Here is a 15,528-nt window from a genome sequence, read left to right as displayed (position 1 = left end):
TGATAACAAAAAGCGTGCATTTCCTTAAATAACGTAAAAATGAGTACAATAATATTAGGCATTGAATCTTCATGCGATGACACATCAGCGGCGGTAATAAGGGACGGTGTTATCCTTTCTAATGAGATCGCCAATCAAAAAGTACACGAACAATATGGTGGTGTGGTTCCCGAACTGGCCAGCAGGGCACATCAGCAAAACATAATACCGGTGGTTGACGGAGCCATAAAAAAGGCAAACATCGACAAAAAGGACATTACCGCTATCGCATTCACCCGGGGTCCCGGACTTTTAGGCTCACTGCTGGTGGGAACCTCCTTTGCCAAGGGATTTGCACGCAGCCTGAATGTACCGATGATGGAAATAAACCACCTTCAGGCTCATGTTCTGGCTCACTTTATAAAAGAGGATGAGGAGGATAAAAACGCCCCTGAATTTCCGTTTATCTGTCTGCTGGTATCAGGTGGTAACTCACAGATCATTCTGGTTCACAGCCACTATAAAATGGAGATTATCGGACAGACCATTGATGATGCTGCCGGTGAAGCCTTTGATAAATGTGCAAAAGTTATGGGACTCCCCTATCCGGGTGGTCCGGTAATCGACAAGCTTGCCAAAGAAGGCAATCCTGATAAATTTGAGTTCAGCAAGCCAAAGCTTAAGGGTTACGATTACAGCTTTAGTGGACTTAAAACTTCTTTCCTTTACTTTTTACGGGATCAGATTAAAGAAGATCCGGAATTTATTGAGCATAACAAAGAAGATTTGTGTGCATCTCTACAGAAGACCATTATCGATATTCTGCTGGCAAAACTAAAAAAAGCAGCTAAAGACTATCAGGTCAGGGAAATAGCGGTTGCAGGTGGCGTTTCGGCAAATTCCGGTCTCAGATCAGCTCTGCAGGTGACCGCAAAGAAATCAGGATGGAACCTGTTTATTCCCAAATTCGCCTATACCACAGATAATGCAGCCATGGTTGCCATAACGGGGTACTACAAATATATGAATGGAGAATTCACTTCTTATGATGTTGCTCCATTTTCCAGGACCACCATTGATTAATGAAAATTAAACAACATACTGACCGCTTGAAACCGTTACTGAAACCCTACCGGGAAATCATACGTTTTATGTTGATTGTGCTGGTCATCCATGTCATCTGGAAACTGTCATTTACTGCTTCTGATGACGATAGTCTTATTACTTTTCTGACCCTGAATGTTTCCAAACCGTTTATTCTTATCTCCAATCACTTAACAGGAGTTACCTATTACATCATGAGCCATGTGTTTGGCATTGAGACTTTCAGATATAATCAGCAGTTGTATTTTGACAACTCACCCGGCATTTCCATAGTCTGGGCCTGTTCAGGTGTAAAACAATATCTGATGATGTTTTTTGTGATTCTTTTTGCACGCGGAAGCTGGGTAAAAAAAATATGGTACATTCCTCTTTCCGTTGCAGGAATGTACCTGATCAATATTTTAAGGCTGGTCATCCTTACCCTGGTCACACGATTTCACATGGAATGGTTTGACTTTACCCATAAAGTCATTTTCCGACTGGTGATCTATGGCGGATTATTCTTTTTCTGGTGGCTTTGGGTGGAAAGAATTACGAAAAATAAATTACGGATGAAGAATTAGAAAAAACCATCTCCTTCATATTATAAAACCTACAACCTCATTATATAGTCTTATGTCCTGATTCTTGTGTCTTGATTCTGATTTTACAATTTTGTACCGTATGCCAGATCACCCGCATCACCTAATCCCGGAACGATATACGATTTATCATTCAATTCAGGATCAATGGCAGCAATCCAAAGATGCACATTATCAAACGGCAGATGCTTCTGAATATAATCCACACCATCCTGACTTCCGATAATACATGCCAGATGCAATACTTTAGGTTCACCTTTTGTTTTTAAAGCATTATAAGCTAACTCGAGCGAAGAACCGGTTGCCAGCATCGGATCGGTAACAATTAATGTTTTACCGGTAATATCCGGTGACGATATATATTCTATAGCTATTTCAAAACTTAGTTTGTCTTTGTACTTACGGTATGCAGATACAAATGAATTTTCAGCATAATCAAAATAACTCAGAAAGCCCTGATGCAGAGGTAAACCGGCTCTTAAAATTGTTCCCAGTACAATCTGATCCTGAACCATTGGAATTTTAGCCACACCCAATGGAGTGTTCACATCTGTTTCTTCAAAATCCATGGTTTTACTAATTTCAAATGCCATGAGTTCACCGATCCGTTCAATATTTCTGCGAAATCTCAGTGGATCTTTCTGAACCTGAACATCCCTGATCTGAGCAATAAAATTATTTAAGATTGAATTCTGTTTTGATAAGTCGTGTAAGTGCATTTCTTTTTATTTAAAATCCCCCAAAGATGGCAAAAAAATCATTGAGTTGAAAATAGATTTTTTCTTATACTGTAACAAATAGCCACCGGGTGATTTTTCAAACAAGCTGATCCTCACCCGGCGAATAAAACTAATCTATGAAATTACTTTTAATGCTTTACCCGTTTTAATAAATGCCTTAATGGCTTTGTCCAGATGTTCTTTTTCATGCGCAGCAGACAACTGCACCCGAATCCGTGCCTGTCCCTTTGGGACAACCGGATAGGAGAAACCGATCACATATATTCCCTCATCAAGTAATTGATCGGCAAATTCAGATGATAACTTTGCATCGTATAACATAACGGCACAGATAGCTGATGCTGTCGGTTTGATATCAAAACCAGCCTGTGTCATTTGGCCCATAAAATAAGCCGTGTTGTCATGCAGTTTATCCTGAAGAATATTGGTCTCCTCCATCATATTGAACATTTCAATTCCAGCAGCAACAACCATTGGGGGCAATGAATTTGAAAAAAGATATGGTCTTGATTTTTGCCTCAGCATTTCAATGATCTCTTTTTTACCGGTTGTAAAGCCGCCGATTGCACCCCCAAAAGCTTTTCCAAGCGTACCGGTAATAATTTCAACTTTTCCCTTCAGATTATAAAGTTCTGTTACTCCCCGTCCTGTCTTTCCTACTACTCCAGCCGAATGTGATTCATCCACCATAACCATGGCATTATATTTTCCTGCCAGTTCAACTATTTTATCCAGTGGGCAAACATTTCCGTCCATACTGAATACACCATCTGTAACAATAATCCGGAACCTGTCCGACTGAGCCTCTTTCAACTGTTTTTCCAGATCAACCATATCCGCATTACTGTAGCGGTACCTGGCAGCCTTGCACAACCGTACACCATCAATGATTGAGGCATGATTCAGACTATCAGAAATTATGGCATCATCTTCGGTGAGTAAAGGTTCAAACACCCCTCCGTTGGCGTCAAAACATGCAGCATAAAGGATGGTATCTTCGGTACCAAAAAAACGTGCTATTCTCTGCTCCAGGTCCTTATGTAAATCTGTTGTTCCACAAATAAACCGAACGGATGACATACCATAGCCATGCGAATCAAATGTTGCCTTTGCCGCACTGATCAGCCTGTTATTATTTGACAGACCCAGGTAGTTATTGGCACAGAAATTTAACACCTCCTTTCCATCAGCAGTCTTTATCACTGCTCCCTGAGGGGACGTGATAATCCGTTCACTTTTATATAATCCGGCTTCCCTTATCTCATCAAGTTGTGTTAGTAAATGTGATTTGAAATTATCGTACATAAGCTTATTTTTTATTGTTCCCAATCCAGAATTATTTTCCCGCAATTTCCTTCATTCATGATCTCAAAGGCTTTTTCGAATTCATCGGCTCTCAACCGGTGTGTTATCATGGGTGACATATCAAGACCAGACATCAGCATCTGCTCCATGTGATACCAGGTTTCAAACATCTCCCTACCGTAAATGCCTTTAATTGTAATGCCCTTAAAAATAATTTTATCCCAGTCCACATAAGTATGTGATGGCGGAATGCCAAGCATGGAAATTTTACCACTGTTATACATATGTGCCACCATGTCGTTAAAGGCATCGGGTGATCCGGAGCATTCCAGGCCGATATCGAATCCCCTGATCTGAAATTCTTTAACCACATCATCCAGATTTTCGGTTAAAGGATTAATTACCTTATTGGCACCCATCTTTTTTGCCAGCTCAATCCGGTAGGGATTGGTTTCTGTAGCAACTACATAGCGGGCGCCGGCAAAGCGGGCAATGGCAATACACATGCTGCCGATTAAGCCGGCTCCGGTTACCAGTACATCTTCACCGATTATCGGAAAACTCAGGGTGGTATGCGTTGCATTGCCCAACGGGTCCATGATACTCACAATTTCATCGGGAATCACTTTATTGATCTTTAAAACATTGGAGGATGGTACAACCACATATTCAGCAAAAGCACCATTTGTATTCACTCCAATCCCGATTGTTTTCTCACAGATATGCTGACGTCCACGGCGGCAGTTTCTGCAAATTCCGCAGGCAATGTGTCCTTCACCAGTAACCCTGTCCCCGATTCTTAAACCGGTTACCTCTGATCCCATCGCTGCCACAGTTCCAACATACTCGTGACCAATAACCAAAGGTGGTTTAATCGTCTTTTGGGCCCATTCATCCCAACGGTATATATGCAGATCCGTACCACAGACCGCTGTTTTTTTAATTTTTATCAATACATCGTTATGCCCGACTTCAGGCAGCGGAACATCTTCCATCCACAGTCCTTTTTCGGGCTTTGCTTTAACGATAGTCTTCATTTTTGCCATAAAAATCTAATTTAAAACCGAACTTAAATTTCTACGAATTCACATAAAGAAACAATGGGTTTTGTCATAATTAAATTCAGAGGGTTGACCTTTTTAAGAAATTCTAACAAATTCATGTAAAAACCAGGGAGGACTATCACAAAAACATCAGTTATTGGCGAGGCAAATTCTTTTATCTACATTTGAACTAGAAAGTTTACATATCTAAATCAACACAAAGTCAATAATATGACCAAATCACTAATTTTTATAATCATTACTTTTGTCATTTTTTCGTGTAAACTGCAACCAGATAAAAATTCTGAGAAACGAGCTGATAAAGATAGAAGCTCACTTATAATAGAAGCTGATAATTATTATGAAGTTGATAACATTAAAAAAGCACTAACGCTATATAATGAATTAATAATGATCGATTCAACTCAAGCGATATATTATTATAGGAGGGGATATTGCTTTAATCAATTATCTGAATTTACAAAATCAACTCAAGATTTTCTTAAATCCGCGGAGATGGGTTACAGAGTTGATGATGCTTATTTTAATATCGGATGTAATTTTGCAGCTATTTACAATGATAGTATAGCAATCTACTATTTCAAGAAAACGTTACTAATTAATCCAGATTATAAAAAAGCGAAAAATGAAATTGAGTATCTAAAAAGTTCTAAAATTTATTCAGTTCATTAAGGTTTACTATGTCAATGGTTTATTACATTTTGTATGAATTTGTTTCATATTTATCAAAAAAAATATGGTTCAGTTTACGTAAAACCTAAAACTGATATTATTTTTTATTATCGGCTTTTGAATTACTAAATGTTTCCTCTTTTTGGCTTTTATTTTCGCTCCCAAAGTTATTTGGGAAATTAAGTATTGATGCGTTTATTGGATATTTAATTATACTATTACTCAATGGATTATATTTTGTTAGGAAAAAACGGTTTAATACCATTATAGAACGTTTTGATAATAATGGAAATGTGTATTTTAAAGCTTTAATTGTTACCATCATATATTGTACATTAAGTATTATCCTTTTTATGTATTTATATGCTTAACACGAGATTTTTGTGAAAAGGGTTACAATGAAGGACTAGCCCTAGTACTATTTGGTTCACCGAAGTGCTATTCTGTATCCGTCTATATTTTATGTATATTTTGCTTTCGCATGGTAATTAAAATGCTTAACAGGAAATTAAGAATTTGGCATTTTATGAGAGAATTAAACTGTGATACTTTTGTTCTAAAAGTAATACAAGTAAAATAATTTTAGAAGTTTTTTAATGCTAATCACTCCTTCTTCTTTTTCTTCCATTGTTTGGAGAACGATTGCTGTTTAAATTCAGGCATATCACGATGAGGTCCCCAAAGAGGTTTACCTACAAACTTACCTCCCAGGTTTTTCATTGATCCATTAAGCAAATCCATTTTTTTACGGTCGTTCAACACCATTTTCAAACCACTCATGGCAATTTTTTCACCGGTTTCAACAAACCCTCTTTCAACCCCATCCCGTCGGTTGGATAATAATAATTTGGGCAGTGGGATTTTTACCGGACAAACCTCGCCACACTTTTCACATAAAGAACAGGCATGGCTTAAATGTTTATCGCCTTCAAAACCATTCATAAATGGCGAGATAATGGCTCCGATGGGTCCGGTATATGTTGTATCATAGGTATAGCCGCCCACGAGTCGGTAAACCGGACAGGCATTAAGACAGGCACCACAGCGGATACAGGCCAGTGCTTCTTTCTGCTCATCAGATTCAAAAACAGCGGTTCTACCGTTATCCAGCAGAATAATGACCATCCGTTTTGGCCCAACACCTTCACCAGATCTGGCAGGCCCGGAAAATATGGAATTGTAAGCTGTCACCTTTTGTCCTGTCCCTTTATGAGCCAGTAAGGGCCACATGATATTTAAATGCTCCAGCTCAGGAATCACTTTTTCAATACCAGCCAGTACGATATGCGTATCCGGCATAGAGGCAGACAACAGTATATTTCCCTCATTTTCTGTCAGGCAAACGCTTCCGGTATCTGCCACCAGGAAATTAGCCCCTGTGATACCAATATCGGCCTGAACAAACTTCTTCCGCAGGACATCTCTTACGAATCCGGTCAGTTCCTCTGGTGTGGATTTCTCATCGGTATTAAATTTCTCATGAAACAGTTCTGCCACATCTTCTTTGGACTTATGCATGGCGGGAGTCAGAATATGATACGGCTTTTCCCCAGCAACCTGAACAATAAACTCTCCCAGATCTGTTTCAACAGCTTCAAATCCCCAGGTTTCAACAGTTTCATTAAAATGTAGCTCCTCGGTTATCATGGATTTTCCCTTTACAATGAGCTTTGCCTGCTCCTCTTCAAGCACCTGCTTTACAAGCCGCATTGCCTCCGTTTTATCCTTTGCCCATTTTACTTCAGCTCCGTTATCCTGCGCATTTTTTTCGAACTGAACCAGGTAATCTGCCCAGTTATTCAGCATATGCCGCTTTATCCAGGCCGCACGGGTTCTCGCCAGTTCCAGATCGGCATAATTATCCAGTCCACGCTTTACTGCACCATCATACCTGTTGATATTGAATGACAATGTTTTGCGGTGTTTTGCATCAAAACTTTTCGCATCCGCATCTTTCAGAAACTGTTTATATCGTTTACTCATATCATCAACCGTTGAAACAAAAGTAAGATTTTAAATACAATCGTCACACAATAGACGAGTACAGTCTTATTATTTATCCTTTGAAGGCTCACTTTTTTCGACTAATTTTGTTTATAGTAAAAAGTTCTGCATGAAATTATTCACAGCCGATCAAATACGTAGCTTAGACAAATACACGATAGATAACGAACCCATAAGCTCAATCGATCTTATGGAAAGGGCTTCGGGCAAATTATTCCGGGTCATAAAAAAACTTTACAGGCAGGATACTGAAATTGCCGTTTTTGCAGGGCCTGGAAATAATGGCGGTGACGGACTTGCCCTGGCCCGGCTGCTCACCAATGACGATTATACTGTATTGATTTATCTCTTTACAAAAGCTGATAAATTATCACCGGACTGTAAAATAAACTACGACAGACTGATCTCAATAGGATCACAACCGGAGATTATCAATACAACTAAACTCCCGGATCTCGAAAATAAGGTTGTTATTGATGCCATATTTGGCTCAGGATTGTCAAGAAAAGCTGAAGGAACGTTTGGAAAAGTTATTCAGCATATTAACCAACAAAACTGCACTGTAATTTCAGTTGATGTGCCTTCCGGGCTTTTCTGTGAAGCCAACTCCGATAATGATCCGGACTTGGTTATCAGGGCGCATTACACCATATCGTTCCAGGTTCCCAAAATGGCCTATCTATTTGCAGAAAATGAACAATATACCGGACATGTCATTATAGAAGATATTGGGTTGTTAAAAGAGGGAATGGACAAAACACCTTCGCCTTACAAGCTTATAGACAAAAAATTAGCCTCACAAATTCTAAAAAGAAGAAAGAAATTTTCACACAAGGGAACCTATGGTCATGCCTTGTTACTGGCCGGAAGTTACGGGAAAATGGGGGCTGCTGTTCTGGCCTCAAAGGCCTGCCTGAAAAGTGGCGTCGGTTTGCTGACCTCACATATTCCCAAATGCGGATACCATATTTTTCAGACAGCCGTTCCTGAAGCCATGGCCTGTGTTGATCTGTCAGAATACCTTATTACCGGTTTGCCTGACCTATCAGCATATAATGCCATTGGAATAGGTCCCGGAATCGGAACCAAACCAAATACGGTTTTGTTATTAAAGGAATTGCTGTCTAAGTTTGAGGGCTCACTGGTTATTGATGCTGATGGACTGAACATTCTGGCACAAAACAACGAATTGCTGGAAAAACTACCAGTCAATACCGTCCTGACACCCCATCCGGGAGAATTTGCAAGACTGTTTGGTTCCTTCAATGATGGATTTGAACGCATGCAGAAACAGATGGAACTGTCAAAAAAATATAATTGCATTATTGTGTTAAAGGGAGCTCATACTGCCATTACCAATCCGGATGGTGAGTGCTGTTTTAATACTACGGGTAATCCCGGCATGGCTACCGGAGGTAGTGGAGATGTACTGACAGGTATGATACTTTCATTTCTTGCCCAGGGTTACAATGCATACGAAGCAGCACAGATAGCTGTATGGCTGCACGGAAAATCGGCAGATACCTTTATTCAGAATCAGGGAATGGAAGCCTTAACAGCATCGGATATTATCAATGGAATCGGAACCGTTATTCATGAAAATGTAATCGGGTCCGCAAAAGAAAACTATTTTTAAAATGAGGAAATTTAAAATTTTAAGCTTGATTATAATCTTAATAAGCTTTATTACTGGTTGTGACACCAATAAAAACCTGCCGGTTGAACCAGAGAATACAGTTACGGTTTCACATCTGGGTCTTAGTGAGGTCAGCAGAGACAGTGCACTTATCTATGCTTTACCTCAAACGCTCCTCAGGTTTAAAATCACAGCTGAAAAAACCATCAGAAAAACGGGTCCGTTGTACAGGTACTCTGAACGTTTTATGGGAATAAAGGATGTGATTCTGAAAGATGAAATGACTTACAGAATAAAAGATATTGAACTGGTAACCGTCAGTGAACCTGATCCGGATCAGTATTTTCAGATTACCTATTCAGGCAAAGGATTTGTTCCTCCTTTGCGCCTGACTTCCAACGGTTGCATCGCAGGCTATAACACAGAACCTGTAACGATTGAAAGGGAAGAAGAAATTGTAATGAAAGAAAATGAACCCCTTGATACATCGTTTAAATACACGCCATATCTTGAGGATCAACTTGTGGTGAACTCTACGGCAAAAATGGCTGAAGAAGCGGCCAACTTCATTTACAGAATACGGGATAACAGAGCCTCACTGGTTTCAGGTGAACTTAACTACTTCCCTTCCGATGGTAACGCATTATCCATAAGCTTAAAAGAGATGGACCGGATGGAAAAGGAATTTCTGGCTCTGTTTTTAGGAAAGGAAGCAAAGGAAGAAGTAACATTTTCAGTTGACTATCTTCCTGAATCGGAAATCACAAAATCTTTGTTATTCAGGTTTTCACAGTTTAAAGGTCTGGTTGATAAAACTGATCTGAGTGGAAGTCCATATTACCTCACAGTACAGGTAAAGTCAGATCATATTTCAGTGAACGATACGATAGGCAAAAACACAAATCATGGTCTGTTCTACAGAGTTCCTGTTAATGCAACAGTAAAAATTTCAGATGGCACAAACGTTATATTCAGCACAGGGAAAGATATTGCACAATTAGGAACGGTACTTAGCTTGCCGGCATCCCTCTGTACAATACCCGGAGTTTCTGTAAGCTTTTACAATAACACAGGAGCCTTAAAGTCCATTGACAGAAAATAAAGCGACAGCTTCCTTGTTGTACCCTTTTAAAATGCAAAACACACGACTAAAAAACATACAAACATGAAAATTAACGAGTTGGACCCAAGGGTTCTATGGAAGCATTTTTATAACCTGACACAAATTCCACGACCTTCGCATCATGAAGAAAAAGCAAGGGAGTATGTTATTGAATTTGCGAAGTCTCTTCAACTGGATTATTCCGTGGATAAAACAGGAAATGTAATAATCAGAAAAGCAGCTTCTGAAGGATTTGAAAAGCATAAAACCCTTACCCTTCAAAGCCATCTGGATATTGTGCCCCAAAAGAACACACACATTAAACACGATTTCGTTACTGATCCCCTGGATGTGTTTATTGACGGCGACTGGGTCACCGCAAAGGATACAACCCTTGGTTCTGACAATGGCATCGGTGTCGCTGCCTCACTGGCAGTTCTTGAATCTGAAGATATTAAACATGGTCCCCTTGAAGCTTTATTTACCATAAATGAAGAAGCGGGCATGGAAGGCGCATTTGGTCTTGAGCCCGGAGTGTTACAGGGAGACATCTTACTTAATCTTGATTCAGAAGATGAAGGTGAGCTTTTTGTAGGCTGTGCGGGTGGTATAAATGTCACCGGTATTCTTCAACTGTTGACAGAAGAGGTTCCGGAAAACCATTCAACACATGATATTGCTGTAACCGGATTGAAAGGGGGACATTCAGGACTGGATATCAACCTTGAACGCGGGAATGCCAATAAAATTCTGTTCAGGCTATTAAAAAAACTGGTATCAGAATTTGGTGTCAGATTGGTTTCTGTCAATGGAGGAAGCCTTCGAAATGCCATTCCCAGAGAAGCTTTTGCGACCATCACAATTCCTGACGAACAGCTTGCAAAGATCAAAAAAGCCATAAGTACATTCGGATCAGTTATTCAGAAAGAATATTCAGCGACCGAACCGGATGTAAAGACAGAAATTAATGCATCTGCAGAATCAGCGGAATATGTGATGCACGCCATGGTTCAGGATGATTTAATTCATGCCATTACCGCTTGTCCAAACGGTGTGCATCATATGAGTGCTGATATGCCCGGCACGGTTGAAACATCGAATAACCTGGCCATTGTAAAATCGGATGCTGAAAAGATAGAAATATTGAATCTGGCACGGAGTTTCTCTGAATCCAGAAAGCAGGCTCTGGTATCAGAAATTGAAAGTGTTTTATTACTGGCTGGCTGCAAAATAATCAGGGACGGCAATTATCCGGGATGGAACCCGAATCCCACATCCGGTATTTTAGGTACGATGAAAAAGATATATGAAGACAACTGGGGCAAAACGCCAGCTGTTAAAGCTATTCATGCAGGTCTGGAATGCGGTATTATAGGATCAAAATATCCTGACATGGATATGATTTCCTTTGGTCCTACCATTCGTTTTCCTCACTCACCTGATGAGAAGGTAAACATTAAAACAGTAAATGAATTCTGGAAATGGTTAGTCCTGACGCTTGAAAAAGCCTAATTCATTTCAGGATTACTGGGGAAGTTTGTCCACCGGGCATAATCTTCCCCAAGTGATTCAACTGTACTTCTCCATAATCTATCAATCGGGGCATGTAATATGCGCTCCGCAGACAGTGCTGTAACAAGCCAGGATGATTCTTTTAATTCATCGGCCAACTGCCCGGGTGACCACCCTGCATAACCTATAAAGAAACGGATATCCTCAATAAGTAACGGGTTTATAGCAAGTAAATCCTTTATGTATTCAAAATTTCCTCCAAAGAAGAGTCCCTTAACCAATTCTGATGCTCCCGGAACATTTTTAAAACTATGGATATAAAACAGCTTATCAGGACTTACAGGACCGCCACAAATCAGTTTGGTATCAGAAAAAGAAACGTCTTTCAGTACCGATCCGATCTTTAAATCAAGGGGTTTATTCAAAACAAGCCCCATACTTCCCTCAGCGTCATGCTCAGTCAAAAGTACGATAGAACGTGAAAAATAATAGCCTTGCAAAAAGGGTTCCGAGATCAGTACTCTTCCCTTTTTAGGCTTTACATTATTCTGTTTAATTTTGAATATGTCTATGTCTAATTTCACAATCCTGAATCTTAATTACAAGATATAGAATTTATTGAATAAAACAAAACATATTTTTCCAGCCCGACTCCCGGCTTTTTTTACCGTCATTTTTACCAGTATCCAAACTTATAATACATAAAAAAGGCTGTTCCGCATGCGGAACAGCCTACTAACCTAATTCTATTATCTACGCATTTTATTTCACCAATACCTTCTTAACCGAGTCGTTCACTTTTACAATGTAAATTCCTCTGTCAACCGGTATATTCTGAACATTCTTAACAGTTACCTTACGACCAGTAAGGTTGTAAACCGATACACTTTCATCTCCTTTCAGATCATAAATCCGTATGCTTCCCGGAATGGATGTATCAACCCTGTAAGTTTCTTCCACTTTTACATCTTTTACGGGTAAAGAGATGAGATAAGCAGTATAAAGATCCTCTGTAACATTATTCATGGCATCAATATCTGCAGGAGTCAGCTTCTTATTGAACAACTGGAAGTCATACAACATGGCCTGAGCAAGGTATGAATCACCTTCAAAATTTGAACGGCCAAGGAAGTTAGCGGTAGTCCCGGTCATTCCGGCTTTTGGAATGGTTGTATTCGGGAACTGCTTTATTGTTGCTGTATCAATGGCAACACCATCCTGGTAAATATAGCCTAAGGTATCATCCTGTACATAGACATAATGATGCCATTCTGCGGATGTTACCAGGTCACCTCCTGCAGTGCCCACCTGTCCATTATCCCAGCGGTAAGGAGATATTGCATAGGTGTTATAACTTGCACGTCCGAACATATACCCATTCCTGTAAGCGGCTGATGAATCGCTGTTAGAAAATGTATACAGGAAATTGCCATTATCGCTTAAATTGGTTTTCGCTGTTTCTATAAGATAATACAGGCTGATTGAGAAACCATCTTTCAGTGCATAAATCACTTTACCAACCTCATCGCCCATATCAAAATAAGATGAATCACCCATAAGATTCAAAACACCATATCCGGTTGAACCATCGCTCAGAATGCGGTTATCAGCTCCATGCATCATGGTACCTTCAAAATGTTGTTCTGAAAGATCAGTAACGGTTGAACCATTTACATTTTCATCATCAAAATTAAAATGGATCAGAAGATCGGATGTGTATTTTGTTGCGGCATTTGCCGGAATTGTAGCGGTAAACTCTTTGGTAAGTTTATATCCCCGTTTCGATAATACAGCGGTTAGTTTAACATCTGTATCCAGATAATCAGGACGTGTCACAACACCTTCAGGACTAATTAATCCGGGGGCTGAAGACCAGGTGATGGAAATGGAATTATCCAGTTCTCCCTGAGAAGGAAGCGTGAGATCTGTTGTAAGATTACTCAGGTCACCCAGATCCAGGTTATCATACTCAGCATCAAGTTCCGCAGGATAGCTTGCATCTTTATTCTCAGCATAAGCTGCATTCAGTTCATCCAGAACACTGTAAACGTCCAGTCCTATTCCAAATGGTGATGACAACTGAATCTCACCTTCAGAAAGAGCTTTACCATACAATCTGAAATCATAAACCAGTGTATTTTTAAGATATACATCTGCAGTATAGCAGGAACGTCCGATCCAGTTAAATAAAGTACCTTCCATACCGGCTTTTTTAAGTGATGTTGATGGAAGATTTGTTACTGTACCGGTTGCAGCGACATCGCCATCGATATATACGGTACCAACTGAACCGTTCTGAACGTAAAGTACGTGATGCCAAACACCTTTCCAACCGTCTGTAGAGGCAGGATTAACACCGGGATTTACAGACTGCTGGTCACCACCGTAAATGGTTGGAGTAATAGAGAACCGGTGATCTGTTAAACGTTCAATCATCGCTCCGTTTCTATCAGCGTCAATATCATCAGTATTTGAAATACACCAGATAAAGTTACCGTTTGAACCAATATCGGTATTTTCTTCTTCAACCAGGTAGTATGCTGAAATTGTGTAGTCTCCAAGCTGGTAAATATCCTTTCCTATGTCTGTTCCCATATCAAAATAGCCGGTACCATTGCCAAGATCCAGCACATTATACTGATTTGTATTCCCAATGGTCCTGATCTTGGCATCATTGTATAGTGTTCCGGTAAAGCCGTTTTCAGAAACATCACTTACGGTTATGGCATCCGGGTTACTAAAGTCAATATCTTCTTCTGCAAAATCCCACTGAGCAACCAGATCTTCTGCCTGAGTAAGAGCCAGAACATAGGCATCAAATTTCCTGGTCATTGTATACGTTTTACCATTACTTTCCATAGTAAGGGTTGCAGTAAGGATTACAGTAATATCAAATTTTTCCGGACGGGTTACATTACCAACGCTATCAATGATTGTGGTATCAGAAGACGACCACTTAATTGAAACATTTCCATCGGTTTCCGGCAAAGTAAGGTTTGAAGTCACCTCATCCAGTCCTTCAGGACTCAGATTATCAAATGCAGTGGTCAACTCTTCAGGAAGTCCGGCAAGATTTAAGATCTCAGATTGAGATAAGGCCCTGTTGTAAATTCTGAAATCAGACAGTTCACCTTTTAAAAATGAATCGCCGTTTCCAACCCACTGCGATTTTCCGATCCATGCTGTAAAATTTGCTACATCGATTCCCATGGTTGAGGGGTTAACAGTCACACTCGTATTTTCTCCAACAGCAACACCGTTCATATAAATGGTACCTGTTGTACCCTGCAGGGTAAACACTACATGTGTCCATTCATTTACGGGAACTGCAGAATTCGCAGCGATCACGTCTGCATCAGGAATATCTTCATTTCTGATTTTCAACTGACAAACCTGGTTGCCATAAAACCATGGCGTAAATGCGGCATTGTTGTAACGACCTGTACCGATGTCAAGTAAGCGGGCGTTATAACCCTGCTCATCAAGATAAACCCAGGTAGCAACTGTAAAATCAGAATAGCTTGAAAAATCAGATCCGTAAGCCGGATCAATCTCTACATAACCTGAATCCTGGTTAAGGACCAGAACATTTCTTCCATCCTCTGACACTCCTACGGTGGCATCATTATTCAATATACCATCGTTGCTGTTACCAGAGGCATCGGGTACCACACCATCTGCGGCTGACTCGAAAGTATAGTGTACTTTCAGTCCATCCTCAAGCGTCTGAGCAAACATGTAATTACCCAACATGAATGCTACTGCTAAACTCAAACTTCGAAGAAATTTCAAAGTGTATACGTATTGTTTCATAAATAAAATGTTTTGA

At 40.0% G+C, this 15,528-nt stretch carries 13 protein-coding genes; 6 read left to right on the top strand and 7 right to left on the bottom strand.

All coding sequences use genetic code 11. The features are described 5' to 3' along the window. Positions 1–39: 39 nt before the first annotated feature. Positions 40–1,062 carry a tRNA (adenosine(37)-N6)-threonylcarbamoyltransferase complex transferase subunit TsaD gene (gene tsaD / locus ACE1EF_RS12445; RefSeq protein WP_375720995.1) on the top strand — a complete coding sequence of 341 codons (1,023 nt, stop codon included), beginning with the start codon at positions 40–42 and terminating at the stop codon, positions 1,060–1,062. Then, positions 1,062–1,646, top strand: a complete 585-nt coding sequence (locus tag ACE1EF_RS12440) for an exosortase/archaeosortase family protein (RefSeq protein ID WP_375720994.1) — start codon at positions 1,062–1,064, stop codon at positions 1,644–1,646. Before tsaD ends, ACE1EF_RS12440 begins: the two co-directional genes overlap by 1 nt. A gap of 83 nt (positions 1,647–1,729) precedes the next feature. On the opposite strand, the gene upp is transcribed toward ACE1EF_RS12440, so the two are convergent. From upp to tdh, 3 genes are all read right to left on the bottom strand, one after another. Then, the gene (upp, locus tag ACE1EF_RS12435; RefSeq protein ID WP_375720993.1) at positions 1,730–2,383 is read right to left on the bottom strand and encodes a uracil phosphoribosyltransferase; all 654 of its coding nucleotides are present in this window, start codon (positions 2,381–2,383) and stop codon (positions 1,730–1,732) included. Between the two features lie 135 nt (positions 2,384–2,518). Continuing rightward, positions 2,519–3,709 (bottom strand): glycine C-acetyltransferase, encoded by a 1,191-nt coding sequence (kbl, locus tag ACE1EF_RS12430; protein WP_375720992.1) that lies wholly within the window; start codon positions 3,707–3,709, stop codon positions 2,519–2,521. 11 nt (positions 3,710–3,720) lie between these two features. Further along, positions 3,721–4,755: an L-threonine 3-dehydrogenase gene (tdh, locus tag ACE1EF_RS12425; protein ID WP_473774493.1), complete on the bottom strand. Its 1,035-nt coding sequence runs from the start codon at positions 4,753–4,755 to the stop codon at positions 3,721–3,723. Between the two features lie 228 nt (positions 4,756–4,983). On the opposite strand from tdh, the gene ACE1EF_RS12420 reads away from it, so the two are divergent. Further along, complete coding sequence (locus tag ACE1EF_RS12420) at positions 4,984–5,445, top strand: tetratricopeptide repeat protein (RefSeq protein ID WP_375720991.1); 462 nt, start codon at positions 4,984–4,986, stop codon at positions 5,443–5,445. 97 nt (positions 5,446–5,542) lie between these two features. On the opposite strand, the gene ACE1EF_RS12415 is transcribed toward ACE1EF_RS12420, so the two are convergent. Both ACE1EF_RS12415 and ACE1EF_RS12410 read right to left on the bottom strand, forming a co-directional pair. Then, positions 5,543–5,770: a hypothetical protein gene (locus tag ACE1EF_RS12415; RefSeq protein ID WP_375720990.1), complete on the bottom strand. Its 228-nt coding sequence runs from the start codon at positions 5,768–5,770 to the stop codon at positions 5,543–5,545. Positions 5,771–6,048: 278 nt separating this feature from the next. Beyond that, a complete protein-coding gene (locus ACE1EF_RS12410) occupies positions 6,049–7,428 on the bottom strand; it encodes a lactate utilization protein B (RefSeq protein ID WP_375720989.1) in 1,380 nt (459 codons plus the stop codon). A gap of 130 nt (positions 7,429–7,558) precedes the next feature. Here ACE1EF_RS12410 and ACE1EF_RS12405 point away from each other — a divergent pair, with 130 nt between their 5' ends. The 3 genes from ACE1EF_RS12405 (at position 7,559) to ACE1EF_RS12395 (ending at position 11,699) form a co-directional block, all read left to right on the top strand. Further along, positions 7,559–9,085, top strand: a complete 1,527-nt coding sequence (locus ACE1EF_RS12405; RefSeq protein ID WP_375720988.1) for an NAD(P)H-hydrate dehydratase — start codon at positions 7,559–7,561, stop codon at positions 9,083–9,085. 25 nt (positions 9,086–9,110) lie between these two features. Next, positions 9,111–10,187 (top strand): DUF4831 family protein, encoded by a 1,077-nt coding sequence (locus ACE1EF_RS12400; RefSeq protein WP_375720987.1) that lies wholly within the window; start codon positions 9,111–9,113, stop codon positions 10,185–10,187. Positions 10,188–10,250: 63 nt separating this feature from the next. Continuing rightward, positions 10,251–11,699 carry an aminoacyl-histidine dipeptidase gene (locus ACE1EF_RS12395; RefSeq protein ID WP_375720986.1) on the top strand — a complete coding sequence of 483 codons (1,449 nt, stop codon included), beginning with the start codon at positions 10,251–10,253 and terminating at the stop codon, positions 11,697–11,699. Here the strand turns inward: ACE1EF_RS12395 and ACE1EF_RS12390 are convergent. Then, positions 11,696–12,283 (bottom strand): YqgE/AlgH family protein, encoded by a 588-nt coding sequence (locus ACE1EF_RS12390; protein WP_375720985.1) that lies wholly within the window; start codon positions 12,281–12,283, stop codon positions 11,696–11,698. The two genes, ACE1EF_RS12395 and ACE1EF_RS12390, sit on opposite strands and share 4 nt — an antisense overlap. A gap of 178 nt (positions 12,284–12,461) precedes the next feature. Then, positions 12,462–15,512, bottom strand: a complete 3,051-nt coding sequence (locus ACE1EF_RS12385) for a LamG-like jellyroll fold domain-containing protein (protein WP_375720984.1) — start codon at positions 15,510–15,512, stop codon at positions 12,462–12,464. Positions 15,513–15,528: the final 16 nt, after the last annotated feature.

The organism is Quyinboa sediminis, assembly GCF_042219855.1.
Classification (GTDB): domain Bacteria; phylum Bacteroidota; class Bacteroidia; order Bacteroidales; family UBA5342; genus JBHJHP01.
The sequence above is the reverse complement of the archived record's forward strand: the minus strand, read 5'-3'. Positions and strand labels throughout refer to the sequence as shown.

Coding starts and splice junctions, on each gene's coding strand:
- tsaD (WP_375720995.1), top strand. CDS start 40: ATGAGTACAATAATATTAGGCATTGAATCTTCATGCGATGACACATCA.
- ACE1EF_RS12440 (WP_375720994.1), top strand. CDS start 1,062: ATGAAAATTAAACAACATACTGACCGCTTGAAACCGTTACTGAAACCC.
- upp (WP_375720993.1), bottom strand. CDS start 2,383: ATGCACTTACACGACTTATCAAAACAGAATTCAATCTTAAATAATTTT.
- kbl (WP_375720992.1), bottom strand. CDS start 3,709: ATGTACGATAATTTCAAATCACATTTACTAACACAACTTGATGAGATA.
- tdh (WP_473774493.1), bottom strand. CDS start 4,755: ATGGCAAAAATGAAGACTATCGTTAAAGCAAAGCCCGAAAAAGGACTG.
- ACE1EF_RS12420 (WP_375720991.1), top strand. CDS start 4,984: ATGACCAAATCACTAATTTTTATAATCATTACTTTTGTCATTTTTTCG.
- ACE1EF_RS12415 (WP_375720990.1), bottom strand. CDS start 5,770: ATGATGGTAACAATTAAAGCTTTAAAATACACATTTCCATTATTATCA.
- ACE1EF_RS12410 (WP_375720989.1), bottom strand. CDS start 7,428: ATGAGTAAACGATATAAACAGTTTCTGAAAGATGCGGATGCGAAAAGT.
- ACE1EF_RS12405 (WP_375720988.1), top strand. CDS start 7,559: ATGAAATTATTCACAGCCGATCAAATACGTAGCTTAGACAAATACACG.
- ACE1EF_RS12395 (WP_375720986.1), top strand. CDS start 10,251: ATGAAAATTAACGAGTTGGACCCAAGGGTTCTATGGAAGCATTTTTAT.
- ACE1EF_RS12385 (WP_375720984.1), bottom strand. CDS start 15,512: ATGAAACAATACGTATACACTTTGAAATTTCTTCGAAGTTTGAGTTTA.